This is a genomic window from Nocardia flavorosea (genome assembly GCF_015477805.1).
GTDB lineage: Bacteria > Actinomycetota > Actinomycetes > Mycobacteriales > Mycobacteriaceae > Nocardia > Nocardia flavorosea_A.
This window is the reverse complement of sequence record NZ_JADLQL010000001.1, coordinates 1,415,000-1,440,308: the sequence shown is the minus strand read 5'-3', so window position 1 is coordinate 1,440,308 and position 25,309 is coordinate 1,415,000. Positions and strand designations below refer to the sequence as shown.

The 25,309-nt window shown below is 68.0% G+C and carries 25 protein-coding genes; 22 read left to right on the top strand and 3 right to left on the bottom strand.

Annotated features, from left to right (window positions below; genetic code table 11):
• The first annotated feature begins 95 nt into the window (after positions 1-95).
• Positions 96-845 (top strand): YebC/PmpR family DNA-binding transcriptional regulator, encoded by a 750-nt coding sequence (locus IU448_RS06430; RefSeq protein WP_195054507.1) that lies wholly within the window; start codon positions 96-98, stop codon positions 843-845.
• 248 nt (positions 846-1,093) lie between these two features.
• Here the strand turns inward: IU448_RS06430 and IU448_RS06425 are convergent, their stop codons facing one another.
• Positions 1,094-1,591 (bottom strand): SRPBCC family protein, encoded by a 498-nt coding sequence (locus IU448_RS06425; RefSeq protein WP_195054506.1) that lies wholly within the window; start codon positions 1,589-1,591, stop codon positions 1,094-1,096.
• Positions 1,588-1,971, bottom strand: a complete 384-nt coding sequence (locus IU448_RS06420) for a metalloregulator ArsR/SmtB family transcription factor (protein WP_195054505.1) — start codon at positions 1,969-1,971, stop codon at positions 1,588-1,590. The genes IU448_RS06425 and IU448_RS06420 overlap by 4 nt, the downstream gene beginning before the upstream one ends.
• Before the next feature lie 136 nt (positions 1,972-2,107).
• Here IU448_RS06420 and IU448_RS29355 point away from each other — a divergent pair, with 136 nt between their 5' ends.
• The 4 genes from IU448_RS29355 (at position 2,108) to ruvB (ending at position 4,841) form a co-directional block, all read left to right on the top strand.
• The gene (locus IU448_RS29355; protein WP_267466995.1) at positions 2,108-2,236 is read left to right on the top strand and encodes a hypothetical protein; all 129 of its coding nucleotides are present in this window, start codon (positions 2,108-2,110) and stop codon (positions 2,234-2,236) included.
• Between the two features lie 183 nt (positions 2,237-2,419).
• Entirely contained in the window at positions 2,420-2,989 is a 570-nt protein-coding gene (gene ruvC, locus IU448_RS06415) for a crossover junction endodeoxyribonuclease RuvC (protein ID WP_195054504.1), read from the top strand.
• On the top strand, positions 2,986-3,585 hold the full coding sequence (gene ruvA, locus IU448_RS06410) for a Holliday junction branch migration protein RuvA (protein ID WP_195054503.1): 600 nt from the start codon (positions 2,986-2,988) through the stop codon (positions 3,583-3,585). Before ruvC ends, ruvA begins: the two co-directional genes overlap by 4 nt.
• Before the next feature lie 164 nt (positions 3,586-3,749).
• Positions 3,750-4,841 (top strand): Holliday junction branch migration DNA helicase RuvB, encoded by a 1,092-nt coding sequence (gene ruvB / locus IU448_RS06405; protein WP_195054502.1) that lies wholly within the window; start codon positions 3,750-3,752, stop codon positions 4,839-4,841.
• Between the two features lie 302 nt (positions 4,842-5,143).
• Here ruvB and IU448_RS06400 read toward each other — a convergent pair whose 3' ends face one another.
• Positions 5,144-5,389: a DivIVA domain-containing protein gene (locus IU448_RS06400; protein WP_195055072.1), complete on the bottom strand. Its 246-nt coding sequence runs from the start codon at positions 5,387-5,389 to the stop codon at positions 5,144-5,146.
• 187 nt (positions 5,390-5,576) lie between these two features.
• On the opposite strand from IU448_RS06400, the gene yajC reads away from it, so the two are divergent.
• The 17 genes from yajC (at position 5,577) to IU448_RS06315 (ending at position 25,304) form a co-directional block, all read left to right on the top strand.
• Positions 5,577-5,978, top strand: coding sequence for a preprotein translocase subunit YajC (gene yajC, locus IU448_RS06395; protein WP_195054501.1), 402 nt, complete (start codon positions 5,577-5,579; stop codon positions 5,976-5,978).
• A gap of 133 nt (positions 5,979-6,111) precedes the next feature.
• Complete coding sequence (gene secD, locus IU448_RS06390) at positions 6,112-7,896, top strand: protein translocase subunit SecD (RefSeq protein WP_195054500.1); 1,785 nt, start codon at positions 6,112-6,114, stop codon at positions 7,894-7,896.
• A gap of 20 nt (positions 7,897-7,916) precedes the next feature.
• On the top strand, positions 7,917-9,077 hold the full coding sequence (gene secF / locus IU448_RS06385; RefSeq protein WP_228812345.1) for a protein translocase subunit SecF: 1,161 nt from the start codon (positions 7,917-7,919) through the stop codon (positions 9,075-9,077).
• An 18-nt stretch (positions 9,078-9,095) separates the two neighbouring features.
• Complete coding sequence (locus tag IU448_RS06380) at positions 9,096-10,781, top strand: ABC transporter substrate-binding protein (protein WP_195054498.1); 1,686 nt, start codon at positions 9,096-9,098, stop codon at positions 10,779-10,781.
• Between the two features lie 31 nt (positions 10,782-10,812).
• Positions 10,813-11,385, top strand: a complete 573-nt coding sequence (locus IU448_RS06375; protein ID WP_195054497.1) for an adenine phosphoribosyltransferase — start codon at positions 10,813-10,815, stop codon at positions 11,383-11,385.
• Positions 11,386-11,566: 181 nt separating this feature from the next.
• On the top strand, positions 11,567-13,141 hold the full coding sequence (locus IU448_RS06370; RefSeq protein ID WP_195054496.1) for an ATP-binding cassette domain-containing protein: 1,575 nt from the start codon (positions 11,567-11,569) through the stop codon (positions 13,139-13,141).
• Between the two features lie 178 nt (positions 13,142-13,319).
• Complete coding sequence (locus IU448_RS06365; protein WP_195054495.1) at positions 13,320-15,710, top strand: RelA/SpoT family protein; 2,391 nt, start codon at positions 13,320-13,322, stop codon at positions 15,708-15,710.
• A 199-nt stretch (positions 15,711-15,909) separates the two neighbouring features.
• The gene (locus IU448_RS06360; protein WP_228812043.1) at positions 15,910-17,592 is read left to right on the top strand and encodes a cutinase family protein; all 1,683 of its coding nucleotides are present in this window, start codon (positions 15,910-15,912) and stop codon (positions 17,590-17,592) included.
• A 57-nt stretch (positions 17,593-17,649) separates the two neighbouring features.
• Positions 17,650-18,561: a hypothetical protein gene (locus IU448_RS06355; RefSeq protein WP_195054494.1), complete on the top strand. Its 912-nt coding sequence runs from the start codon at positions 17,650-17,652 to the stop codon at positions 18,559-18,561.
• A 13-nt stretch (positions 18,562-18,574) separates the two neighbouring features.
• Positions 18,575-19,438 (top strand): MinD/ParA family ATP-binding protein, encoded by an 864-nt coding sequence (locus IU448_RS06350; RefSeq protein WP_195054493.1) that lies wholly within the window; start codon positions 18,575-18,577, stop codon positions 19,436-19,438.
• Positions 19,435-20,100 (top strand): hypothetical protein, encoded by a 666-nt coding sequence (locus tag IU448_RS06345; RefSeq protein ID WP_195054492.1) that lies wholly within the window; start codon positions 19,435-19,437, stop codon positions 20,098-20,100. Before IU448_RS06350 ends, IU448_RS06345 begins: the two co-directional genes overlap by 4 nt.
• A 93-nt stretch (positions 20,101-20,193) precedes the next feature.
• Positions 20,194-20,493: a hypothetical protein gene (locus IU448_RS06340; protein WP_195054491.1), complete on the top strand. Its 300-nt coding sequence runs from the start codon at positions 20,194-20,196 to the stop codon at positions 20,491-20,493.
• Between the two features lie 7 nt (positions 20,494-20,500).
• Complete coding sequence (locus IU448_RS06335; protein WP_033241575.1) at positions 20,501-20,770, top strand: hypothetical protein; 270 nt, start codon at positions 20,501-20,503, stop codon at positions 20,768-20,770.
• A 31-nt stretch (positions 20,771-20,801) separates the two neighbouring features.
• Positions 20,802-21,443 carry a hypothetical protein gene (locus tag IU448_RS06330; protein WP_228812042.1) on the top strand — a complete coding sequence of 214 codons (642 nt, stop codon included), beginning with the start codon at positions 20,802-20,804 and terminating at the stop codon, positions 21,441-21,443.
• The gene (locus IU448_RS06325) at positions 21,440-22,246 is read left to right on the top strand and encodes a hypothetical protein (RefSeq protein ID WP_195054490.1); all 807 of its coding nucleotides are present in this window, start codon (positions 21,440-21,442) and stop codon (positions 22,244-22,246) included. Before IU448_RS06330 ends, IU448_RS06325 begins: the two co-directional genes overlap by 4 nt.
• Complete coding sequence (locus IU448_RS06320; RefSeq protein ID WP_228812041.1) at positions 22,240-23,817, top strand: conjugal transfer protein TraG N-terminal domain-containing protein; 1,578 nt, start codon at positions 22,240-22,242, stop codon at positions 23,815-23,817. The genes IU448_RS06325 and IU448_RS06320 overlap by 7 nt, the downstream gene beginning before the upstream one ends.
• On the top strand, positions 23,814-25,304 hold the full coding sequence (locus tag IU448_RS06315; protein ID WP_195054489.1) for an SCO6880 family protein: 1,491 nt from the start codon (positions 23,814-23,816) through the stop codon (positions 25,302-25,304). Before IU448_RS06320 ends, IU448_RS06315 begins: the two co-directional genes overlap by 4 nt.
• Positions 25,305-25,309 lie beyond the last annotated feature (5 nt).

Genomic DNA, 25,309 nt, shown 5'->3' with positions numbered 1-25,309 from the left:
CCGGCCGCTGTGCGAGTAGGGTGACGGAATTATCCGCCCGGCCAGCCGGTAGCGTGAACCGCCAGACCAGTCATCGACCCGAAGGAAGTAGGGGAATGAGCGGCCACTCCAAATGGGCCACCACCAAGCACAAGAAGGCAGCGATCGATGCGAAGCGCGGCAAACTTTTCGCCAAGCTGATCAAGAACATCGAGGTGGCGGCCCGTACGGGTGGCGGCGATCCCGAAGGTAACCCGACGCTGTTCGACGCCATCCAGAAGGCGAAGAAATCTTCGGTTCCCAACGACAATATCGAACGGGCCCGTAAACGCGGCGCCGGTGAAGAAGCCGGTGGCGCCGACTGGCAGACCATCATGTACGAGGGCTACGGGCCCAACGGGGTCGCCGTCCTGATCGAATGTCTCACCGACAACCGTAACCGGGCGGCGGGCGAGGTCCGGGTCGCGATGACCCGCAACGGCGGCAATATGGCCGATCCGGGCTCGGTGGCCTATCTGTTCCACCGCAAGGGCGTCGTCACGCTGGAGAAGAACGGTCTCTCCGAGGACGACGTGCTGATGGCGGTGCTCGATGCCGGAGCCGAGGAGGTCAACGATCTCGGTGAATCATTCGAGATCATCAGCGAGCCCGGCGATCTGGTCGCGGTGCGTTCGGCCCTGCAGGCGGCCGGTATCGACTACGATTCCGCCGAATCCGGCTTCCAGCCGTCGGTGAACGTCGCAGTGGACGTGGACGGCGCGCGCAAGGTGTTCAAACTGGTCGACGCGCTCGAGGACAGTGATGACGTCCAGAACGTGTACACCAATGTCGACGTCTCCGACGAGGTCCTCGCCGAACTGGACTGATCGTTCCGGGGCGCTCGGCTACGCTTTGCGGCCGATACTGCGCGCTGGGTATCACGGCGGTTTGGCGTATTCCGGTGTCGCCGCACCACATGGACAGAAACAGCCGACCAGCGCCCGGCTTGCGCAGGCGGTGGTCGGATGGCCGGCCGGCTGCTCTGCCCGCGCTGGCACCGGTTCACGACGGTGGTGCGCCCGGGAGGCGGTCCGGTCGGCCGTCCGGTTGTGTCGCTTCCGGAGGTGTAGCCCGCTCAGTCCGGGGTCGCGTTCACGTAGAAGTCCCGCATGGCGGGATAGTAATCGGCGAAGTCGGGCAGGTCTGCGCCGGTGCGGGCGGCACCGAGCATATCCAGGTAGTACTCCCAGCCCGGCCCGGCCTCGCCGGCGAGTTCCGGCGAGGTCAGGTGGTGGGTGAACACCAATTCGGTTTGACCGTCGTGTTCGCTCAGCGTGGCCTCGAGCTGCCAGGAGCCCTGGTCGTCGACGGTACGCAGGCAGAGATGACGCGGCGGAATGCAGGCGTCGATGATGAAATCGGTCCAGGGCTGCTCTTCTTCGTAAGTCAGCTGGACCTGGATCGTCCGGCCCGGTCCGGCTTCGCCTTTCCACGGTCCGAACCAGCGGGCGGTGCGGTCGGGTTCGGTGATACTGGCCCATACATCTTCGGCAGAAGCGCGATAGGTGCGGGTGAGGACCAGGTCTTGTCCGTTCGGAGTGTTCACCAGGCGTCCGCTCGGTCGGATGTTCATGCGGAATTCTCCTTGTTCTGCTGTTCCTGCATGTGCCGACCGGGCGTTTCCGGTTCGGCGCGGTGTTCGCGGCGGGTTCGGTAGATCTCGGTGGCCAGCGCGTCCAGCCGATGCTCCCAGCCGGCGGGCCGGTCGAGCGCGTCGATCCAGGAGCGAAGTTCGCGCAGCGGCGCCGGTTCCAGGGAGTAATACCGTTGCCGGCCCATCAGGTCGTCGTGCACGAGTCCGCTGTCGCGAAGTACGCGCAGGTGGCGGCTGATCGCCGGGCGGCTGACCGGAAACTGCGCCGCGATAGCGCCCGCGGTGAGGCGGGTATCGCGAAGCATCGCCAGGATTTCGCGTCGGATCGGGTCGGCGATTGCCGCGACTGCTTTGTCCACGATCAAAGCGTAACTGCTTGGTTACGCGTTTGTATAGAGTTGCCGCGATACCGAAGGCAAATGGCCTGAGTGTGCCGGGTGGGCATGGCCCGGGCGGTAGGGGCGCAATGGCGACATGGTGGCTTACCACTGGCCCATGGACGACGCGGCTCACATTGCGGTCGGCGCTGTCCGGGATGAGAGCCCCGCCATGATCGGGGAAGTGCGGTTCGTGCTGTTCGATGCCGCCGCATACGACGCCTTCTCCTCCGACCTTGCACGCTGACCCGCCTGGTGCTGCGGGGGCCGAGGGCGAGACCGGCGCCACCGGATAAGCCCGGAAAGCCGAAGTCGAACAGAACGATGACGAGGCCGCTGGACCGAACTGCACGTCCGTGTCACTGTCATCCGGAATCCCCGCGCTGCACTAGACTTCGAACAACTGTTCGTTCTGGGAAAGGTTGTGCGGGTGCGGGTGATGGGCGTCGACCCCGGGCTCACCCGGTGCGGGATCAGCATGGTCGAAGGGGGATCGGGTCGTGCCGTACGCGCGATCGCCGTGGACGTGGTGCGGACCCCGGCCGAGCTGGATCTGGCCCAGCGCCTGCTGCGGATTGCGGACGCCGCCGAGAATTGGATGGGCACCCACCGCCCCGAGGTGGTGGCCATCGAACGGGTTTTCGCCCAGCACAACGTACGCACCGCCATGGGTACCGCGCAGGCGGGCGGGGTGATCGCCTTGGCGGCCGCGCGCCGCGATATCCCGGTGATGTTCCATACTCCCAGTGAGGTGAAGGCCGCCGTGACCGGTCACGGCGGGGCGGACAAGAAGCAGGTGACCGCCATGGTCACCCGGATCCTCGGGCTAGCCGCGCCGCCGAAGCCCGCCGATGCCGCCGACGCGCTGGCGCTCGCCATCTGCCATTGCTGGCGGGCGCCGCTGATCGAGCGGATGGCGGCGGCCGAGGCACAGGCCGAACGGGCCCGCCGGCAATACACCCAACGACTGGAACAGCAGCGGAAGGCGGTGCGCGGGTGATCGCGTCCATTCGCGGCGAGGTCGCAGAACTCGCCCTCGACCATGTGGTCCTCGAAACCGCCGGGGTGGGCTACCAGCTCAATGCCACTCCCGCCACCCTGGCGGGGCTGACCCGCGGCGAACAGGCCCGGCTGCACACCACGTTGATCGTGCGCGAGGATTCGATGACCCTGTACGGGTTCGCCGATACCGAGGCTCGCGATCTGTTCGGTCTGTTGCAGACCGTATCCGGCGTGGGACCGCGGCTGGCCATGGCGGTCCTGGCGGTGCTCGAGCCCGAAACCTTGCGTAAGGCGCTGGCCGCCGGCGATATCGCGGCGCTCACCCGGGTGCCGGGCATCGGGAAACGGGGCGCCGAGCGGATGGTCGTGGAATTGCGGGACAAGGTGAACCTGGTGGCGGTCCCGGCGGATTCGCCGGCCGGTACGGTGCCGGCCCCGGTCCGCACACCGGTACGCGACCAGGTGGTAGAGGCACTGATCGGCCTCGGTTTCCCGGCGAAGAAGGCCGAGCCCGTGGTGGACGCGGTCCTCACCGAACAACCGGATGCCGATAATTCCACCGCGCTGCGGGCGGCGCTCGGGATGCTGGCATGAGCGTGCCGGGCCCGGGGCAGGCAGCCGAGCGTCACCACGGAGGGGGCTCGCCTTCGCCTCGGCCGCGCGGCATGAGCGGGCCCAGCCCCGGACAGGCGGCGAAGCGTCACTGCAGAGCGGCCTCGCGCATGTTCGACGTACACGATTGCAACCGTTAGGCGGTCATGGATTACGACGACTCCCCGGAAGCGGAAGTTTCCCCGGTCAGCGCCGATTATCTGCCCGCGGACGGCGATCTGGAGACGGGGCTGCGCCCGACCTCGCTCGACGGTTTCATCGGCCAGCCCCGGGTCCGGGAACAACTGACGCTCGTACTTCGCGGTGCCCGGGCCCGGGGCGGTACACCCGACCATATTCTGCTGTCCGGCCCACCCGGACTCGGAAAGACCAGCCTGGCCATGATCATCGCCGGCGAACTCGGCACCGCGTTGCGGATCACCTCCGGCCCGGCGCTGGAGCGGGCCGGGGATCTGGCCGCCATGCTCAGCAACCTGGTCGCCGGGGATGTGCTGTTCATCGACGAGATCCACCGGATGGCGCGGCCGGCGGAGGAGATGCTGTACCTGGCGATGGAGGATTTCCGGGTCGACGTGGTGGTCGGCAAAGGTCCCGGAGCGACGTCCATACCGCTCGAGATCGCGCCGTTCACCCTGGTCGGCGCCACCACCCGGTCCGGTGCCCTGACCGGGCCGCTGCGCGACCGGTTCGGTTTCACCGGGCATATGGATTTCTACGAACCGGACGAACTGCTGCTCATCGTGCAGCGGTCGGCGCAGATCCTCGGGGTGGAGATCGATCTCGACGCCGCCGCCGAGATCGCCGGGCGCTCCCGCGGAACGCCGCGTATCGCCAACCGGTTGCTGCGGCGGGTTCGCGACTACGCCGAGGTGCGCGCCGACGGCCGGATCACCCTCCCGGTGGCACGGGGCGCGCTGGAGGTCTACGACGTCGACGCGCTGGGGCTGGACCGCCTGGACCGGGCGGTGCTGGGCGCCCTGGTCCGTGGCTTCGGCGGGGGGCCGGTCGGTGTGTCCACGCTGGCGGTCGCGGTCGGGGAGGAGGCGACCACCGTGGAGGAGGTGTGCGAGCCCTTCCTGGTCCGGGCGGGGATGGTGGCGCGGACGCCGCGCGGGCGGGTTGCCACCGCGGCGGCCTGGGCGCATCTCGGTTTGACACCGCCGCCGGATCTCACGTTCGGCGCGCTCGAGGTTCGCGGTCGCGAACCGCAGCCCACGCTCGACCTCTTCGACCGGTAGCCCGCCGGACGCAGTCGGCCGATGGCGCCGACCGGCCGGTATCGCCCGGCGGTAACTCGCGGTGGCCGGGAAACGCTCCGGACTCGTCCGCGAGTTGTGGCGTCCGGCAATAGCGAGGCGGTTGTCCGGGCGGTGCGCTGTGGCTTTCCCGAAGCCGGCGCGATGTCGCACCATGAGTCGGTACGGCGTCGTCCGATACGGACCACCGATGTGCACCGGGCATGATCCCCGCCCGTTCGGCGCCGGCGTCCGCGCGGCGGCGGTGGTTGCGCCGCGGGGGTGACGGCCGGGCACCCGCCGGTTCAGACCCCGAATTCGGCCCGGACCAGCCGCAGAAAGGCATCCACCTCGTCGGGATGGTAGCCGCGGTTCAGCCAGGCGCCGCCCGGACGGAACCCACTGCCGAGTCGTTCGCTGCTGAGAGCGGTCCGCCCGGCCAGTGCAGCGGCGATATGGTCGAGTAGATCGTCGACATCCTCCATCCGGTAGCCGCGCCGCCCCCACGGCGCTGTCGTGAAAGTGACGTGGTGCACATCGTCGGGCGTCATGGCCCGATTATGGCCGGAACCGGTTGCCCGGCAGGTGGATCGCCGGGACTGCGGCCGCACTCACGTGGCCGGGTGGCTCCGGCCGGACACCACTTTTCCGGCGTGCGGGTGTGGCGCCGGGCCGAGGAACTGGCAGACTGTGTGCGTACCTGTCCCCGGACCCCCAGATCAGGAACTGACTTCGACCATGGATCTCCTGTTTCCGCTCCTACTGGCTGCGATGCTCGCGATGATGTTCTTCGGGATGCGCCGCCAGAAAAAAGAGGCCGACAAGGTCACTCAGATGCAGGACAGCCTGAAGGTCGGTGACCGGGTCACCACCACCTCGGGTCTGCTCGGGACCGTGGTCGAGGTCGACGACGACACCGTCGATCTGGAGATCGCCGAGGATGTCGTGACCACCTGGTTGCGCCTGGCGATCCGGGAGGTGCGCACCGAGGACGAGGCCGCCGCCGAGGACACCGGCGCCGATGCCGTCGCGACCGCCGAGCCGGCCGATTCCCCGGCCGCGCCCGCTGTCGAGGAGTCCGCCGCGTCCGTTGCGGAGGAAACCCCGAAGCAGACCGAGACCCGGCTGACCAAGGACTGAATTCCACGGCCCGGCCACCGGACCGGATACCCGGGCGACCGGTGGCCTCGGCGTGTGCCCGGCCGATCCACGCGGGCGCGCCCGTATCGGCCGGCCGTTCCACCCAGAACTTCCGCCTAGGAGATGACGACCTGTGCCACCTTCCCAGGGATCGGCGCATCAACTCCGCTGGCTCGCCCTTTTCGGCGTGCTGGTGGCCGCGATCTACGCGCTGGTGTTCTTCACCGGTGACAAATCACCGACGCCCAAACTGGGCATCGACCTGCAGGGCGGTACCAGGGTCACGCTGACCGCCCGGACACCGGACGGAAACCGGCCCAGCCAGGACAGCCTGAACAAGGCCCAGCAGATCATCGAGAACCGGGTGAACGGCCTCGGCGTCTCCGGCTCCGAGGTGGTGATCGACGGCGACAACCTCGTCATCACCGTCCCCGGTGACGACAGTCAGCAGGCCCGCACGCTGGCGACGACCGCCAAGCTCTATATCCGCCCGGTACTCCAGGCCGTTCCGGCGCCCGGTAGTCCGCAGGCCCAGCAGCAGCCCGGTCAGCCCACCGCGCCGGCCGTTCCACCGGCGCCCGCCCCGGCACCCGATACGCCGCCGGCCGGGGACGGCGCAACCGACGTACCCGAGCAGCCGGCTCCGGAGACCCCCGCCGCCGCGGCCCCGGTGCCCGCCGAGGACCTCGAGGTCCGCCCGGCGCAGGCGCCCGGTACGCCCGCGCCCGAGCCGCCGCCCGCGACCGAGCCCGCTCCGGCCCCGGCTCCGGGAGAGCCGGCGCCCGCCGATCAATCGCTGAGCCCGCAGGAACAGGCCCAGCAGGAAATCGAAGCCGCCAAGACCCTGCGGCAGAGCACCGACCCGGCCATGCAGCAGTTGGCGATGTCCACGATGGACTGCGCCGCGGCCGATCCGCTGGCCGGTAACGACGACCCGAATCTGCCGCTGGTCACCTGTTCCACCGACGGCACCGAGGTCTTCCTGCTCGACAAGAGCCGGATCGACGGCCAGGAGATCGCCGACGCGACCTCCGGGTTCAACACCGAGCAGTCCCGCCACGAGATCAACCTGGAATTCAAATCCGGTGGCAGTGACGCGTGGGCGGCGCTCACCGGCGAGTACGTGCAGCAGCGGGTCGCCTTCGTCCTGGACTCGCAGGTGGTCAGCGCCCCCGTCGTTCAGCAGGGACCTCAGCTCGGCGGGCGCACCCAGATTTCGGGTAATTTCACCGCCTCGTCCGCCCAGGACCTGGCGAACACCCTGAAGTACGGTTCGCTGCCGTTGTCGTTCGAGACTTCGGAAGCCGAAACGGTTTCGGCGACGCTCGGATTCTCTTCGCTGCAAGCGGGCCTGATCGCCGGCGCGGTGGGGCTGGCCGTGGTGCTGCTGTACTGCCTGATCTATTACCGCATGCTGGGCTTCCTGACGGCGCTGTCGCTGATCGGCTCGGGTATCGCGGTGTACGGGATCATGGTGCTGCTCGGGCGGTGGATCGGATTCACCCTGGACCTGGCGGGTATCGCGGGCCTGATCATCGGTATCGGGATGACCGCCGACTCGTTCGTGGTGTTCTTCGAACGCATCAAGGACGAGATACGGGAGGGGCGAAGTTTCCGGTCCGCGGTACCACGCGGCTGGCAGCGGGCCCGTAAAACCATTCTCTCCGGTAACGCCGTCAGCTTCATCGCCGCGGCAGTCCTCTACGTGCTGGCCGTCGGGCAGGTGCGCGGGTTCGCGTTCACTCTCGGACTGACCACCATTCTCGATGTCGTGGTGGTGTTCCTGGTGACGGCCCCGCTGGTGCAGCTGGCCGCCCGTTCCGCCTTCTGGGCCAAGCCCTCGGTGAACGGGCTCGGCGCTATGCAGCAGCTGGCCCGGGAACGCAAGGTGGCCGAGGCCGCGGTGGGGAAGGCGTGACGATGAACAGTTCCGTGACCATGGACAAGCCCGAACCTGCCCGCGCGCCGGGCGGCCGGCAGAGCTGGATGACCCGCCTGTACACCGGCACCGGTGTACTGGATGTGGTCGGCCACCGCCGGCGCTGGTACATCATCACCGCGGTGATCGTGCTGATCTGCCTGCTGAGCATGGCGATCCGGGGTTTCACCTTCGGTATCGACTTCGTCGGCGGCTCCCGAATCCAGCTACCGGCCGGAGACGCCACCACCGAGCAGGTCGAAACGGTGTACTCCGATGTGATCGGCTCGGAGCCCGAATCGGTGCAGACCGTCGGCACCGGTGATACGGCCACGATCCTGATCCGTTCGGAAACGCTGAGCGCCGAGGAACTCGGTGCCCTGCAATCCGCGCTGTTCGACGAGTTCCAGCCCACCGACGACAGCGGAAACCCGAGCCGCAACGCCATCAGTGCCTCCGATGTGAGCGAGACCTGGGGCGGGCAGATCACCCGGCAGGCGCTGATCGCGCTGGTGGTGTTCCTGGTGATCGTGAGCGTATACATCGGTTTCCGCTACGAACGCGATATGGCGATCGCCGCGCTGGCGGCTCTGGTCTTCGATCTGCTGGTGACGGCCGGTATCTATTCGCTGGTCGGTTTCGAAGTGACCCCGGCGATGGTGATCGGCATGCTCACCATTCTCGGTTTCTCGCTCTACGATTCGGTCGTTGTCTTCGACAAGGTCGAGGAGAACACCCGCGGCGTGCTGCATACCAACCGGCGCACCTACGGCGAACAGGCCAACCTCGCGATCAACCAGACGCTGATGCGGTCGATCAACACCACCCTGATCGGCGCGCTGCCGATCATCGGTCTCATGGTGATCGCGGTGTGGATGCTCGGCGTCGGTACGCTGCAGGATCTCGCGCTGGTTCAGCTGGTCGGCACGGTGGTCGGCGCCTATTCGTCCATTTTCTTCGCCACCCCGCTGCTGGTTTCGATCAAGGAGCGCTGGGGCCCGGTCGCCGCGCACACCAAGAAGGTGCAGGCCCGGCGGGCCGGTCGGGCTCCGCAGGGAGCCGGCCCGGCCCCGCGGCCCGCGGAGCCGGGGAGCCGGGAACCACGCCCCACGCGCGGCACCGGTACCGCCGGGCCCGCGCCCGGCGCGCGTCCTACGGGTAAACGACAGAGGCGGCACTGAAACGAGGGGTACGGATCGATGCGACTGCCATATCTGCGCCGGACGATCGCGGTGCTCGCGGCGACCACCGCGGCCGCCGGGTTGGTGGCGGGATGTTCCGGTGAGGATCAGGTGCCCTCGATCGGGTACGCCGTCGATACCGCGGTCACCAGTTACAACGGTGGTACCGCGGCGGGTGCCGCCTCGGCGCAGGCGGTATTCGGCCGGGTGCTGACCGGGTTCTTCTACACCGGGCCCGACGGTCAGCCGGTCGCCGATACCGATGTCGGCACCGCCAAGGAAGTGCCCGGTGAGGCGCAGACGATCCAGTACCGGCTCAATCCGCGCGGCGTCTATTCCGACGGTGTGCCCACATCCTGCGACGATCTCGTATTCACGTGGGCGGCGCGCAGTGGCCGGTTCCCGGGTTTCGAATCGGCGAGCACCGCCGGTTACGAGGATATCGAACGGGTGGAATGCCAGCCCGGGTCCAAGGACGGCACCGTGGTGTTCCGGCCCGGAAAGCGCTATCTGCCGTGGCGCACGCTGTTCGGCGCCGGTGAGTTGATGCCCGCCCATGTGGCGGCCGAGGCGGCGAATGTTCCCGATATCGTCGCCGCTGTTCAGAACGACGACCGTCCCGCCTTGGACCGGCTGGCCCAGTTCTGGAACACCGGCTGGAACCTGGAGCCGGGCGAACTCGACATCACGCGCTTCCCGTCGTCGGGGCCGTACCGGATCGAATCGTTCGGCCTGGAGGACGGCCTAGTCCTGGTCGCCAACGAACGCTGGTGGGGGGAGGCGCCGGCCACCGGCCGGATCGTGGTGTACCCCAAACCGGCCGATCTCGCCGCGCGGGTGGCGGACGGTTCGGCGGCCGTGGTGGATATCGGCGCGGGTTCGCTGCCCGAACTGAATCTGGACTCCTACTCCGTCCAGCAGTTGCCCAGCCGCGGTATCGAACAACTGGTACTCAATACCGGCGGGGTTTTCGAATCGGCCGCCGCGCGGCGCGCTTTCGCTCTCTGCGTGCCCAGGCAGGGACTTTTCGACCGACTCGGCCGGGTCACCGAGGCGCCCGAGGCGGGGCTCGGCTCCGGGCCGTCGAATTCGCGGACTCTGCAGCAGGATTCGCTGTACTACCCGGTGGTCACCGGCGCCGCCGAAGCGTTCGCGGCCGGTGATGTCGATGGCGCCCAGGCGGCGCTGGCCGACGCCGGTAAGGACGGGATGGTCGTCCGGATCGGCTATCTCGCCCCCGATGCCCGCCGGGCGCAGACGGTGTCGATGATCGCCGATGCGTGCAGAGCGGCCGGTATCACCGTAGAAGATGCGAGCACCCCGGATTTCACACCGATGCGACTGCGGGACGGCGCGGTGGACGCGGTGCTGGGCGGCCCCGGGGGAGCGCCGGGGCCGGCGGGTTCACTCGACGGTATCGCCGCGATCGGGGGCCTGCGCAGCGGGAGCGGGCTCAATATCGGGCAGTTCCGTAACGGACGCTACGATTCGATCACCGATCAGCTCGCCGCCGAAGATGATTCGACCACGCAGCTGAATCTGCTCACCGAGGCCGAGAACCTGCTGTGGGCGCAGCTGCCCAGCATCCCGTTGTTCGCGACTCCCCGCACGATCGCGTTCGCCGGTGGCCTGGACAATGGCATCGCGGGCCCCACTCGGGCCGGATCCGGCTGGAATATGGACCAGTGGGTCCTGCAGCGTTGATACCGAGTGCGGTTGAGAAAGAGGTGTCCCGATGAGTAAGCACGCGGCGGCAGAACCCGCCGAAGCGGCCGGCGAACGCGGCGGACACACCGCCGGCCTCGTCCGGCGCCTCACTCGCTGGGCCGATGATTTCCCGGAGCCCGGGGTGCGCTTCGCCGATCTCACGCCGGTTTTCGCCGATGCCGACGGTTTCCGGACCGTTGTCGACTGCCTGGCCGCGCTGGTTCCGGACGCGGACCTGGTCGCCGGGGTGGACGCCCGCGGTTTTCTGCTCGGCGCGGGGGTCGCGACCAGGCTGGGCACCGGGGTGCTGGCCGTCCGCAAGCGTGGCAAACTGCCTCCCCCGGTGATCACCCGGGAGTATCACCTGGAGTACGGGACGGCCGCGCTGGAGATCCCGGCCACCGGCGTCGAGCTGACCGGTCGGCGGGTGCTGCTGCTCGACGATGTACTGGCCACCGGTGGCACCCTGGCGGCGGCAGCGGATCTGTTCACCTCCGCCGGTGCGCAGGTGGTGGCCGCGGCGGTGGTGCTGGAACTCGAGGGCTTGGGCGGTCGCTCCCGTCAGGGCGATTACCCGGTCACCTCGATCATCACGGCCTAGCGCGCGGCTTCCGGGACTCGTGTGATCCCGGTCCTGAAACGCTGGCACGGTTCCGTGCCGGGGTGTATTCTCGTCGAGGTCTTGTTCCCGGGGATCGGAGATGCCGTTGCTCTCATGAGGTAGTCGCTCGTGCGGCCCGCATTCTGCGCGCCGCGTTCGTATCGATACCTCAGGGGCAATTGTGGCCGATATATCTTTTTCCGATCTCTGTTTTTCCTGGCCGGATGGAACTCCGGTGTTCGACGGGCTCGATGCGGTTCTCGGGCCCGGCCATCTCGGACTCGTCGGGGCCAACGGCGCCGGGAAATCGACACTTCTCCGCCTGCTGGCCGGTGCACTGCGTCCCGCGCGCGGCTCGATCACCGTAACCGGTGAACTCGGCTACCTGCGGCAGGATCTCGGTCTGGCGGTGGGACAGCAGGTCGATGCCGTACTCGGTATCGCCGACGTACGGAAAGCTCTGCACCGAATCGAATCCGGCTCCGGCGACGAGAGCGATTTCGATCTCGTCGGCACCCGGTGGGATATCGAGGAACGCGCGGTGGCTTTGTTCGGGCGGCTCGGACTGGATTACCTGGCCGGGTCCGTAGCACAGCTGGATCGCCGGCTGGAAACTCTTTCCGGCGGGGAAACCGTTCTGCTCGGCCTGGTGGCCGAACTGCTCCGGGAACCGCAGGTGCTACTGCTCGACGAGCCCACCAACAACCTCGATTCGGCGGCCCGCGCCCGGCTCTACGATGTGGTCGACCAGTTCACCGGCACCGTAGTGGTGGTCAGCCACGACCGCGAACTACTGGACCGGATGGGCACCATCGCCGAACTGCGCGGCGGCCGGTTGCGGTTGTTCGGCGGTAACTACCGCGACTACGAGCAGATCGTCGAACAGGAGCAGGAGGCCGCCCGGGCGGCGATCCGCGACGCGCGCAGCGATATGCGGAAACAATCGCGGGAGCTGGTGGAGGCCCGGATCAAGCTCGACCGCCGGCAGCGGTACGGGCAGAAGATGTACGAGAACAAACGAGAACCGAAGATCGTGATGGGACAGCGGAAACGGCAGGCCGAGGTCTCGGCGGGCAAACTGCGCAACAGTCATATCGAGAAGGTTCAGGAGGCCAAGGACCGGCTCGAACAAGCCGAGGAATCATTACGCGACGACCGCGAGATCCGGATCGAGCTACCCGATACGCGGTTGTATCCCGGTCAGCACGTGGTCGCGTTGGAAGCGGTACGGCTGGCCAACGGTCCGGTGGTCTCGCTGGTGGTCGACGGTCCGGAGCGGGTCGCGATAACCGGCCGTAACGGGGTCGGCAAAACCACCCTGCTGCGGCGGCTCACCGCCGAACCGCCGCGGGTGCCGTGGCGGATGCTGCCGCAGCGGCTCGATCTCTTCGACGAGCACCGCAGCGTGTTCGACAATGTCGCCGCCGGCGCTCCGCACGCCGAACCGGAGCGGATCCGCGCCCAGCTCGCCCGTTTCCTGTTCCGCGGTGCCGCCGCCGACGTGCCCGCCGCTGCGCTCTCCGGTGGCGAGCGGTTGCGGGCCGCGCTGGCAATGCTGTTGCTCGCCGATCCGGCGCCCAAACTGCTGATTCTCGACGAGCCGACCAATAACCTGGACCTGGTGAGTCTGCGGCATCTCACCGAGGCCCTGGCGGCATTCCAGGGCGCGCTGCTCGTGGTGAGTCACGATCGGCGGTTCCTGGCCGATATCGGTATCACCAGGCGGGTCGAACTGACCCCGGATGGGCTCGGGTAATGGACCCGAACCCGCGCGTAGTGGGAAGGACGCGGTCGAATACGGTGTTCTATCGGGTGGGTCGGCGTATCGATCGGTGTCGATGGTGTTGCTCTGGGGTCTCCCGTACGGCTGCGGGGTCTAAAGTTGGTGGTCTGAAGCGTTGCGGTGTTACGCCGCGGCACGGAGAGGTGGTGGCATGACTCAGCATCTGGGCGAGGCGAATGTCGAGCAGACATCGGGATCGCCGTCCAACGGTGCCGGGGCCGCCGCCTCCGCGGGTGGCCCGCGTCCGGGTGCCGCGGCCGAGCCCGCCCGCCAGTCCGGTGCCGTCCCGAGTTCGGCCTCCCGGCGGGTGCGTGCCCGGCTGGCCCGGCGGATGACCGGTCAGCGCGGTATTCCCGCGGTGAAACCGGTGCTCGAACCGCTGGCCACGGTGCATCGGGAACTGTATCCGAAGGCGAACCTGACGCAGCTGCAGCGCGCCTTCGACGTTGCCGACGAACGCCATGCCACCCAGTTCCGCAAGTCCGGCGACCCGTACATCACCCATCCGCTGGCCGTGGCGAATATCCTCGCCGAGCTGGGGATGGACACCACCACCCTGGTGGCGGCCCTGCTGCACGACACCGTCGAGGACACCGGGTACACGCTCGAACAGCTGACCGCGGAATTCGGCTCCGAGGTCGCCCACCTGGTCGACGGCGTCACCAAGCTGGACAAGGTGAACCTGGGCGCGGCCGCGGAGGCCGAGACCATCCGCAAGATGATCATCGCCATGGCACGCGACCCACGGGTGCTGGTGATCAAGGTGGCCGATCGGCTGCACAATATGCGGACCATGCGGTTCCTACCGCCGGAGAAGCAAGCCAAGAAGGCCCGCGAAACCCTCGAGGTAATCGCGCCGCTGGCACACCGGCTGGGTATGGCGACCGTCAAATGGGAACTCGAGGATCTCGCGTTCGCGATTCTGCACCCTAAGAAGTACGACGAGATCGTCCGGCTGGTCGCCGACCGGGCACCGTCACGTGACACCTATCTGGCGAAGGTGCGCGCCGAAATCGTGAACACCCTCGCCGCGTCCCGGATACCCGCGACGGTCGAAGGCCGGCCCAAGCACTACTGGTCGATTTATCAGAAGATGATCGTCAAGGGGAAGGATTTCGACGATATCCACGATCTGGTGGGTATCCGAATCCTGTGCGACGAGGTGCGCGACTGCTACGCCGCCGTCGGCGTGGTTCATTCGCTGTGGCAGCCCATGGCGGGGCGGTTCAAGGATTACATCGCCCAGCCCCGCTACGGGGTGTACCAGTCGTTGCACACCACCGTGGTCGGTCCGGACGGTAAACCGCTCGAGGTGCAGATCCGCACCCACGATATGCACCGCACCGCCGAATTCGGGATCGCCGCGCACTGGCGGTACAAGGAGACCAAGGGCCGCCACTCCGGTGATGCGGCCGAGGTCGACGATATGGCCTGGATGCGGCAACTGCTGGACTGGCAGCGCGAGGCGGCGGACCCGGCCGAGTTCCTGGAATCGCTGCGTTTCGACCTCAAGGCCCCGGAGATCTTCGTCTTCACGCCGAAGGGCGATGTGATCACGCTGCCGCAGAAGTCCACGCCGGTGGATTTCGCCTACGCGGTGCATACCGAGGTCGGGCACAAATGTATCGGCGCCCGGGTGAACGGCCGTTTGGTCGCGCTGGAACGGCAACTGGAGAACGGGGAGGTCGTGGAGGTCTTCACCTCGAAGGCCCCCAACGCCGGGCCCAGCCGCGACTGGCAGGGTTTCGTCGTCTCGCCGCGCGCCAAGGCCAAGATTCGCCAGTGGTTCGCCAAGGAGCGCCGGGAAGAGGCGCTGGAGAACGGCAAGGAGCAGATCAACAAAGAGGTCAAACGTGTCGGTCTGCCGCTGCAGCGGCTGATGAACGTCGACGCGATGACAGCCGTGGCCCACGAACTGCACTACGGCGATATCTCGATGCTCTACACCGCGGTGGGCGAACACCAGGTCTCCGCGCATCATGTGGTGCAGCGGCTCATGGCGCAGCTCGGCGGAATCGGCGACGTGGAGAACGAACTCGCCGAACGTTCCACCCCGTCCACCACCCCGCCGCGTCAGCGGCTCAGCGGCGATGCCGGAGTGCTGATCCCCGGTGCCGAGGGCACCGTGGCCAAGCTGGCGAAATGCTGCACCCCCGTCCCCGGGGACGAGATCCTGGGATTCGTTACCCGCGGGGGTTCGGTGAGTGTGCACCGGGTCGACTGCACCAACGCCGATTCGCTGCGGGAGCAGTCGGAACGCATCATCGACGTGGAATGGGCGCCGTCGCCGCATTCGGTTTTCCTGGTGGCCATCCAGATCGAGGCCCTGGATCGCACCCGGCTGCTTTCGGATGTCACCAAGGTACTGGCCGACGAGAAGGTCAATATCCTGTCCGCGGCTGTGACCACCCATGGCGACCGGGTGGCGATCAGCAAGTTCACCTTCGAAATGGGTGATCCGAAGCATCTGGGCCATTTGCTCAATGTTGTCCGCAACGTCGAGGGCGTCTACGACGTCTACCGGGTGACCTCCGCGGCCTGAGCGTTTCGGGGCCTTGGCAGCCGCTCGGGCCGCTCCGGAAATTTGTAACATTCGGGCTGCAACGCGCCGTGGCGCGTACAGGCGGTGCTGGCGGGTCGCGTAAACTCTTCGCCGCTTCAGCGGTGATAGCCGGAATCTGTTACCGTTTACTGCGTTTCGTCGCGCTCGGTAACTGCGGTAAGAGTGATTGCGGGTCGCTATGGCTGTAAGCAGAAGTTTCTCGGGGATGCTGATCGCACTCACCGTCGCTGTGGCGACCGTGACGGCAGGGACCCTCACCGCTCCCGCATATGCGCAGCCGCCCGACTTCTCGGGTCCGTCGGGTCCGTCCACGGAACTTCCGATCGGTACCTGTCCGGCCCTGTATGCCTTGGGTATTCAGGGCACCGGCGAATCGTCGCCGGATGCCGCGCCCACCACCGATACCGGGATGCTGTCCACGGTGTTCCGTCCGCTCATGGCCGCGGCGCCCGAGGAGAGCCTGGTCCAGCGTGCCTACGTGCCGTACGAGTCCAGTTTCGGTGGGATAGACGGCGGTAGCGTCACCCCGTACTCGGAATCGGTGAGCGGTGGGCTGATCCGGTTGCGCACCATGGCGGTATCGGTGGCGCAACGCTGCCCCGAAACCCGGCTCGCCATCGTCGGGTATTCCCAGGGCGCCCATGTGGCTTCGGTATTCGCCCAGGAGGTCGGACAGGGGCAAGGGCCGTTGCCCGACGACAAGATCGCGGCCGTGGCTCTGATCGGCGATCCCACCAGAACCCCGGGGGCCCCGCTGTTTCCCGGCGCACCGGGTAAGGCGAACCCGGATCCCGCACCCGGTACCGAGGGGGCGGAGATCGCCGGTATCGCCGCGCTTCCACAGGCGCCCGCGGCCGGTGGCGGGATCGCCCCGAACCGGGACACCGCCGAGGATTTCGGCACCCTCACCGGACGAGTCGCCAGCTTCTGCGCCGCGGGCGACCTCGCCTGCGACGCACCCGAGGGCGCGCCGATTCTGAAGGCGGTCGCCAGTATCGTGGGGCAGGCCAAGCTCAGTGGTGGCGATCCCATCGCCTCGCTCACCTCGGTGGCCCAGGCGCTCGCCTTCACGTCGATCAAAACCGCGACCAAGGTGGTCAACGAGGATATTTCGGGTACCTCGCTGGCGAACCTGAACATCTCGCCGAAGAAATCGATCTCCGAACGGCTGGCCGATGCCGCCGATCCGCGGACCCCACTGGATATTCCGGGCGCGATGCGCGCGTTGCTGAAGGTGGGCATGATCGGGCTCAATGCGGTGGTCACCGTGGTGCGTACGGTGCTGAATCCGACGGCGATCGCCGAGCTGGCCATGGCCGGGCTGGCGAATCCGCCGGCGGCGTTGCTGATGCTGGGTACCAAGCTGCTGGGCGCGATTCCGCAACTCGTTCCGCCCACCACCGGTATCCGGCTGGTGAGTCAGGCTTTCAACGCCGTCGTCGACAATATCCAGGACAACCACGCCCTGCTCGATACCACGACGTGGGTGCGCTACTGGGACACCATTCAGCGGCACCAGGCCTATGGCAACGCGGCGATTTCGGCAACCGGTGAAGCGCCGACGAAGTTCATCGCCGATTGGTTCGCCGCCGCCGCGCGGGATCTCGCGAACGCCTACGGCAGCGGCAGCGAACCGGTGGCCGGTGAGCCGGCGCCGCTCGGTAGTGTTCCCGGGGCGGCGTCGCCGCCGTCGGCCGGATTCTCAGGAACCGGGCCCGGCGCGTCGCCTGCGCCCGCTCCCTCCGGTACGGGACAATTCCCATTCGGGACAGGAGCCGGCGGCGCGTCCCCGGATCGACCGTCGGCACACCGGTCCGATACACCCCCGACAACCGAAAACGACTCGTTCTCCGTGAACTGATCGCCGAGAGGGATCGATGATGCGATATCACGTGCCCGGCGCCACGGGAATGGGGGAATGTTGAAGTCCTACAAAAAGCTCGATCGATGGTACGACCCGCTTACCCCCGAGGGGGACAGTGCCGCCGTGGACCGCCCGGCCGGACGGTCCGAACCGGAGATCGCCGCGGCCGCCGACGACGGCCCCGCCAGGTACCCCGACTACATCGCCGAGGCCGGTAGCGCGTCCGCCACGCCGGACCCGGCACCCGCCGAACTGTCCGGCCGGCGCAGTGAATTCACCGGCGGCTGGTCCGACTGGGTGGACGAGCCGGCCGATGAGCGTGACGGTGATCTGCTGCGCCTGCCCTGGCCCGACGACGACGAACTCGCCCAGCCCGCCCGTATCGGCCGCACGCCCGGCCGGTTACGCGATATGTCCGGCGACGCCGGTGCCCGCCGGCGCCGGACATTCGGTGTGCTGGCCGCCGCCGTCGTCGTCCTCGCCATCGCCACGGCCGTGGTGGTGTACCTACTGGCTCCGGGCGCACCGCGGGCCGCCGGCCCCGACGACGGGGCCGGGTTACGTTTCACCGCCGGTAGTACGGGCGCCGCGGCCGGTCCCGAATGCCCGGACGAACAGGACGGGTCGGTACTGCGTGGCGCCGGCCCGGGCGGAACGGATTCCGGGCCCGCCGCAATTCTGCGCTTCCAATATGCGTACTACGTAGAGCGTTCCGGTACTGCTGCTCGTGCGGTGGTGGCGCCCGACGCCGCGGTGTCCGCCAGTGCGGTGATCCAGGCCGGGATCGACAGCGTCGCCCCCGGAACCCGGCATTGCGTCCGCATCGTGACCGTCGCCGACGGGCGGTATTCCGTCGAGGTCACCGAGTACCGGCCCGGTGGTGAGCCGGCCACCTACAGCAGGCAGACGGTCACCACCGCGGCGATCGACGGCCGCACCCTCATCACGGGTATCACGGCCGGATAGAGGAGAGTGCAGGATGGGAGAGGATTGGAGCCGCTGGCTCGACACCGCGCCGGATTCGGCGGCGGACGAGACGGGCGGGAACCGGAAGGCGTCGGTGGTCCGGCTGCGTGGTAGTGGTGGCCGCACCCCGGGCGCGGCCCGGCCGATCCTGGTGGTCGGTGGCTGCGGTGGTGCCGGAACGACCACCACCGCGCTGGGTCTCGCGGGCGAACTGGGTCTCACGGGAACGGCCACGGTGGCTGTGGACGCCACCCCGGCGGGCGGCGATCTCGCCCTGCGCGGCGCCGACGAGCATCTGCACCCGATCAGCCTGCAGCAGTGGTTGTACGGTCGCGGGGACGACGAGCCGGCGCCGCTGAAGGACTGTATGTCGCGCGCGACCTCGGGAATCGGCCTGTTGTGGCGGGACGCCGCGCCGCTGCGCCGCCGGGCCAGCTATCTGACGGTGGCGCGGGCGGTGGATCATGCCGGGTACACCGCGATCTTCGACGGTGGTAGCCCCATCGCCGGGCGCCAGCTGCGCCCCCTGCTCGACGACGCGGATGTCGCCCTGGTCCTGGCAATTCCGGCGCGCGTCGACGCGGCCAACCGGCTGCGCGTGACTCTCGAATGGCTGGACGACGAATACGGCGATCAATCCGAGCCGATGGGCGGTGGCATCGTCGGCGACACCACCATCGTGGTGTCGCACCAGCATCCGGGGGTGGATTCGCGGGTCGCCGATCATTTGCGTGAGCATCTGGCCGGCTGGGTCCGCGATATCGTCGAGGTGCCCTACGATCCGCATCTCGCCCGTGGTGAGCTGGTCCGGCATATCGCCCTGGCCGACGAGACCCGGCAGACCTATGAGCGGTTACTCGCCGGGGTGGCATCATGACGGCCGCTATGAATCTTCCTCGCCGACCCGACCGTAGTGCCGCCGCCGGAGTGGTACCCCCGCCGGAATCGCGCCGCGCCGCGATCTGGGATCGACCCGTGCCGGGCGCCGGCCGCGCGCCGCTGGTCTGGCTGCTGGGCGTGCACGGCGGTGCCGGCGCCAGCACGCTCGCGCATATCCTTGCGCCCGCCGCTGATTCCGGGCGGCGCTGGCCGGGCGTTTTCGACCGGGAATCACCGTTCGTGGTGCTGGTCGCCCGGGAGACCATCGCAGGGTTGACCCACGCCCATGATCTGCTGCGCCAGCACCATGCCGGGCTGGCCGGACCGAGCCAGGTTCTCGGGTTGATCACGGTGGCGGCCCGGCCGGGCCGGATGGCGCCGGAGATCCGCCGGTATCGCGATGTCGTGGCCTCGCTGGCCGGGCAGATCTGGCAGGTGCCGTGGTACGAGGAATGGACGCTGGTCGAACCGGAGAAGCTGCCGGTGTGGACGCCCGGGGTGGCGGTCGCCGCGCAGCGCCGCCGCCGGATCGACCCGCTCGACGAAGTTCCCCTGGATATCCGGGAACTCGGCTCGGAGATCGTCGCGGCCGCCCGTGCCGCCCTGGAAGAATCGGAGGCCGCCCCCGCCCGGGGCCGATCGAGATTCGTGGAGGAGTGATGTCGTGATGCCCGTCGAGCACATTTCCCGTTCTGTGCTCCCCGCGCTCGCGCGGACCCAATGTTGCACCTCAGCTATCGAGAAAGGCACCCGATGAGCACCGTACTTCTTGCGGTTCACCAGGTCTACGACACGGCCGTATTGGCGCAGATAGGTAATCCGACCCCGGAGGCGCCGCCCGGTTCCGACAAGATCCTGCAGTTGGTCCGCTATCTCACCTGGTTCGTGCTGCTGTCCGGTATCTGCGGCATCATCTACGCGGGCGGTAAATTCGCGTGGGAGAAGTGGACCGGTGGCGGCTTGGAGTCGCCGAAGATGGTGGCCGGCGCGATGATCGGCGGTGTGGTGGCCACCAGCGCGGGCACCATCATGAACGCCGTCATCGGAACGTGAGGTAGAGATGGATCTGGTCGGGGCGGCCGGTGTACTGGCGTACAAGCAAATGCCGGCCGAAGTGCTGGAACCGCTGATGCAGCTGCTGAACTGGCTGCTGTGGTTCGTCCTCATGGGCTGTCTGGCGTGGTTGATCGTCTCGGCGGGCAAATTGTGGCTCACCTTCAAGGGCGATCTGGCGATGAACGACGCCTCGCACGGTGTGCTCATGAGCCTGCTGGGAGCGGCCGTCGCCAGTACCGCTTCCGGTATCGCGCTGGCGTTCCTGCCCGGATGAGCCGGGGCGAGGCGAGGGGAACGACCTGCGGATGAATTCGACCGAAACACCGTCCGCACCGCGGTTCGGTGCGATACGGGCTGCCGGATTACTGGCAGTGGTCCTGCTGACCGGTGCTGTCGGCTGTGGCGACGGCGACGCGACGGCGCCGCCGGATCTGTCCGCGCCGCCGACGAATGTGCGCTGGCAGCCTTTCCAGGGTGTGCCGTTGCCGCATACCGATCAGGGCCCGACCGTGGAAACCGACGGCGCGGCAACAGGTTTCGATCATTCGCCGACCGGTGCCGGGGTTGCGGCGATGGTGCACGCCGTGCGACTGTCGGTGGCCGATGACAGTCAATGGTCGAATATCGCTGCGCGGGAAGTGGTTCCAGGCCCGGCGAAGGACGAATGGGCGGTGAACCGGGTGCAGGTGTCCATCAGCGGGCCCGCGGATCCGGTCTATGCGCCCCGCCTGCTCGGGTACCGGATCACCGAGTACACCGATCGGCGGGCTGCGGTGGATGTGTACAGCGAATACTCGGACAGCTCGAAAGCCGTCAACCATACGACGGTGGAGTGGTTCGCCGACGATTGGCGGTTACGGCTGCCGGATCCGGAATCGACCGCGCGACCCATCGAACCCGTCGGCGAAATACCCAGTGACGCAGTGAGAGTGGAGGCCCCGAAGTGAGCGGGAAGGAGACCTATCAGCGTGACCGAGTCTCCTTCGGTGTCGTGGCGTCCGCGGCGATGCTGGCATTGATCGTGGTCGTGGGTGTCGTCATGTGGACCGGGCGCGACGACGAGCCTGCGGCGGGGCCCGCACCCGCGCCGGCGGTGGGCGAGGGTTTCGCCGATCCGGACGTGGACGTCTTCAACCGCCGGGTGGATATTCCGAACAACCCGGCGGGGCAGGTGCTGCCGCAGGACCCGTCGTCGCAGCGCAGTCCGTCGGATCCGGATTGGCTCACGGCGGCACCGGCGGGCACCACCGCGCCGCGGGGCTGGCAGCGGGTGTACGGCGCCTCGGTGCCGTTCTCCACTTCCGACGGTCCGTCGCGGATCGAAGACGGTCTGGCAGTGGGCTATTCGCATACCCCGCAGGGCGCCGCACTGGCCGCCGCGCAGATCACCTACCGGCTCAACGCGCGGCCCGGCCACCGCGATCTCTACGTGCGGCAGGTGCGGGTTTCGGCACAGCAGATCGCGGCCTACGACAAGGCCCTGGAGGCGGATGCGCTGCCCGAGCAGCAACCCGAATCGGTGACCCGGTATCTGGTGGCCTCCGATGCGTTCAAGATCGACGACTACGCCGACGACATGGCGATAGTGCGGCTGGCGCTGCGCGCTCCGGCGCTGGGCGGGAAACCGGTATGGGTGACCATGCGGCTGATCATGGTGTGGGATGCGGGTGATTGGCGGTTGAAGCCCACCACCTCGCCGAACACACAGACCGAGTATGTCGAATCGCTGGAGGGGTGGACTCGATGGTGATTCCGTTGTTGGGACGTGAAGTGGAAGCTCAGGTAGTGCGCGAAGACAGCGAGCCCGCCGGTCGGCGCCGGGATCCCGCGGTTTCCCGGCGAGTTACGCTGGCCAGACGATTCGTCACGATCTTCGCGGTGATCTTCACCGTGATGGTCACGACTCCGGCCGTGGCCAACAGCCAGACCTACGGCTGGGACCAGACCTGCAACGAGATACACGACGCCCTCGACGATCTCGGCATTCCCGGGATTTCGCTGGGTGATGCCGCGGCGGCCGTCTGCAAGGCGGGTAACGCGGCGGCCCATCCGGGCGAGGCCGCGACCGCGGTCAAGGACAAGGCGTGGGATTCCACCTTCGGCAAGGTGGTCGATTCGCTGATGAACGGCCTCGGGGAGGCCATCATCCTGGCGCTGACCTTCTGGATGAAGGTGCCCAACGAGGTGGCCAGTGATTCGGGCAGCTTGTTCACCAAGATCAACGACTACACCTATCAGGTGCAGATACTCCTGTTGATCGCCTCGATCATCATCACCGGTCTACGCTTGGCGGAGGCCAGACGCGGGGCGGCTATGAACGAGGCGGCGGAATCGTTCCGGATGTTCACCAGAGTGGTGTTCAGTTCGTGGATGCTCGGCGCGGTGATCGTCGCCGGTACTGTGGCTTCGGACCGGTTCGCCGAGTGGATCATCCAGGATTCCACCGACGGCAACGCTCGCAACCTGGCCGAGCTCATGGTGAAAACCAGTAAACTTCAAGCGTTTTCACCCGGTCTCGTACTGATAATCGCCATCGTCGGCCTGCTCGGGGCGCTCGCCCAGATCGTGCTCGCCATCGTGCGCCAGGGGTTGCTGGTGATCGCGGCCGGTGTGCTGCCGCTGGCGGCTGCGGCCTCCGGGATGAATACCGGTAAACAGTCGTACCAGAAACTGGTCGGCTGGATCATCGCGTTCATGCTGTGGAAACCCGTGGCCGCGATCGTGTACATGATCGCCTTCACCACCGCGGGCCACGTCGACGAGTTGACCCCGGCCGGCGGTCTGCCCGAAGCGGAAGAGGCTCAGCGCATGCTGGTCGCCATCGTGCTGCTGTGCAGTGTCGCGTTCGTCCTGCCCGCCCTGATGCGGCTGGTCACGCCGGCGGTGGCGATCGTGGGCAGCGGCGGTTCGGGCCTGACCGCGACCGGTGGCACCTTGCTCGCCGCCGCGGGCCTGGGCGCCATGGGTACCAAGGCGGTGGGCACCAAGGGGGCGGCCGCCCCGGGCCGCGCCGGGTACGTCGGCGGCGCAGCGGGGCCCCCGCCGCCCGGCGGCGGGCGCGGTGGCGGTGCGCCACGGCCGATGCCCCCGCCGCGCGGCGGCGGTGGCGGCGGCGCCTCGGCGCCGCAGCCGCAACGGTCGGGTGAACCGCCGCGCAGTGGCGGTGTACCGTCCGGTTCGTCCCGCGTTGCCAGCGGAATCGGCGCTGCCCGGTCCGCGACCGCCGGGATGACCCGCGCCGATCAAGCCATGGGCGATGTCGCGGGTGACCGCTGGACCAACCGTTCCCCCGACCTCGGTAGGAGCACCATCCCGCGATGACGAGCACCGAAACCTACGAACGCCGCTCCTACGGGCTGTGGCAGAAACCGCGCAGCGCCGGCCTTTTCGGTCTGCGCTGGGAAGAGACCGTGCTCGGTTTCGTGGTGGTCATCACCGCGCTGGTCGTCGCCATGGTCGGCGGTTTCCAATGGGGCGCCATCGTGGGCGGGGCCGGGGTGGTGATCATGGCGCCCCTGGTCATGCGGCACGGGGGGCGCTCGGGCTACGAGACGGGATTGATGATGTTCCACTGGATGCGTTCACGCAGCCGCGGCGAGCACGTGTACCGCGGTGGCCGGTTCTCCCGGGTCCCGGGTGGTTTCACCCGCCTGCCCGGGCTACTTGCCCCGTCGAAACTGTATGAGGGCATCGACGCCGGCGGCTACAGCTTCGGAATGATCCACCTACCACAGTTCGCGCAGTACACGGTGGTGCTGCGCGCCTGGCCGCAGGGTCACGAGGCGGTGGACCAGCCGGTGATCGACCGCTGGGTCTCGGCCTGGGGCACCTTCCTGGCCTCGGTCGGGCAGACCAGCGATATCGTCGCCGTCGTGCCGGTGATCGATACCGTCCCGGAAACCGGGAACCGGTTGCTCACCGAGGTTTCCACGATCACCCGGCCGGAATCGCCCGACCTCGCCCAGCAGGTGATGTACGAGCTGGCCACCGAACTACCGCAGGAACGGGTGCAGTTGCTGCCGCGGGTCGCGATCACCTTCAAGGCGACCACCGCGGAGCGGCGGAAGAACCCGGCCGAGGAAGCGGTCGAGATCGGTCGCCGCCTGCCCGGTATCTGCTCCGCGCTCGCCGAGGCCGGGGTCCGGGCCCAGCCGATGTCGGCCGAGGAGGTCATCGGATTCATCCGGCGCAGCTACGACCCGGCCTCACAGGCCGACCTCGAAGTCGCCGCCGGGGAACCCGAGGGCCACGGCCTGGATTGGGCGGACGCGGGCCCGGTATCACACGACGAGAAATGGGACCATCTGATCCACGACGGCGGCCGCTCGGTTACCTGGGAGATGGATACCGCACCCGAAGGCGCGGTGGACGAACGGGTACTGCAGCGCCTGCTCGCGCCGAATCCGGAGGTGCCGCGGAAGCGGATCGCCATCGTGTACCGGCCGCATTCGGCCGCCGACGCCGCCGAGATCGTGGACGACGATTTCAAGAACGCCCTGGTCGCCCAGCAGAGCGAACGGGGTGTGGTGTCGGCCTCGGCGACACTTCGGGTCGGGGCGACCCAGCAGGCCCGCGAGGAACAGGCCCGCGGGCACGGTGTCACTCGGTTCGGTGCGCTGGTCACCATCACCGAACCCCTGCGCGGCGATCTGCCGCGGATCGAGGCCATCACCCGCGACCTGTCCACCCAGGCCCGGTTGAAGATCCGCCGGTGCTACCGCTACCAGGCCGCGGCCTTCGCGGCATCGCTCGGCTGCGGGGTGATCCTGCCCGAGCACGCGACCATTCCGAAAGCATTGGCAGGGTGAACGAC

Coding starts and splice junctions, on each gene's coding strand:
- IU448_RS06380 (WP_195054498.1), top strand. CDS start 9,096: ATGCGACTGCCATATCTGCGCCGGACGATCGCGGTGCTCGCGGCGACC.
- IU448_RS06375 (WP_195054497.1), top strand. CDS start 10,813: ATGAGTAAGCACGCGGCGGCAGAACCCGCCGAAGCGGCCGGCGAACGC.
- IU448_RS06350 (WP_195054493.1), top strand. CDS start 18,575: ATGGGAGAGGATTGGAGCCGCTGGCTCGACACCGCGCCGGATTCGGCG.
- ruvB (WP_195054502.1), top strand. CDS start 3,750: ATGGATTACGACGACTCCCCGGAAGCGGAAGTTTCCCCGGTCAGCGCC.
- IU448_RS29355 (WP_267466995.1), top strand. CDS start 2,108: ATGGACGACGCGGCTCACATTGCGGTCGGCGCTGTCCGGGATGAGAGC.
- IU448_RS06360 (WP_228812043.1), top strand. CDS start 15,910: ATGGCTGTAAGCAGAAGTTTCTCGGGGATGCTGATCGCACTCACCGTC.
- IU448_RS06355 (WP_195054494.1), top strand. CDS start 17,650: ATGTTGAAGTCCTACAAAAAGCTCGATCGATGGTACGACCCGCTTACC.
- yajC (WP_195054501.1), top strand. CDS start 5,577: ATGGATCTCCTGTTTCCGCTCCTACTGGCTGCGATGCTCGCGATGATG.
- IU448_RS06330 (WP_228812042.1), top strand. CDS start 20,802: ATGAATTCGACCGAAACACCGTCCGCACCGCGGTTCGGTGCGATACGG.
- IU448_RS06340 (WP_195054491.1), top strand. CDS start 20,194: ATGAGCACCGTACTTCTTGCGGTTCACCAGGTCTACGACACGGCCGTA.
- IU448_RS06400 (WP_195055072.1), bottom strand. CDS start 5,389: ATGACGCCCGACGATGTGCACCACGTCACTTTCACGACAGCGCCGTGG.
- IU448_RS06315 (WP_195054489.1), top strand. CDS start 23,814: ATGACGAGCACCGAAACCTACGAACGCCGCTCCTACGGGCTGTGGCAG.
- IU448_RS06320 (WP_228812041.1), top strand. CDS start 22,240: ATGGTGATTCCGTTGTTGGGACGTGAAGTGGAAGCTCAGGTAGTGCGC.
- IU448_RS06335 (WP_033241575.1), top strand. CDS start 20,501: ATGGATCTGGTCGGGGCGGCCGGTGTACTGGCGTACAAGCAAATGCCG.
- IU448_RS06430 (WP_195054507.1), top strand. CDS start 96: ATGAGCGGCCACTCCAAATGGGCCACCACCAAGCACAAGAAGGCAGCG.
- IU448_RS06345 (WP_195054492.1), top strand. CDS start 19,435: ATGACGGCCGCTATGAATCTTCCTCGCCGACCCGACCGTAGTGCCGCC.
- secF (WP_228812345.1), top strand. CDS start 7,917: ATGGACAAGCCCGAACCTGCCCGCGCGCCGGGCGGCCGGCAGAGCTGG.
- IU448_RS06425 (WP_195054506.1), bottom strand. CDS start 1,591: ATGAACATCCGACCGAGCGGACGCCTGGTGAACACTCCGAACGGACAA.
- IU448_RS06365 (WP_195054495.1), top strand. CDS start 13,320: ATGACTCAGCATCTGGGCGAGGCGAATGTCGAGCAGACATCGGGATCG.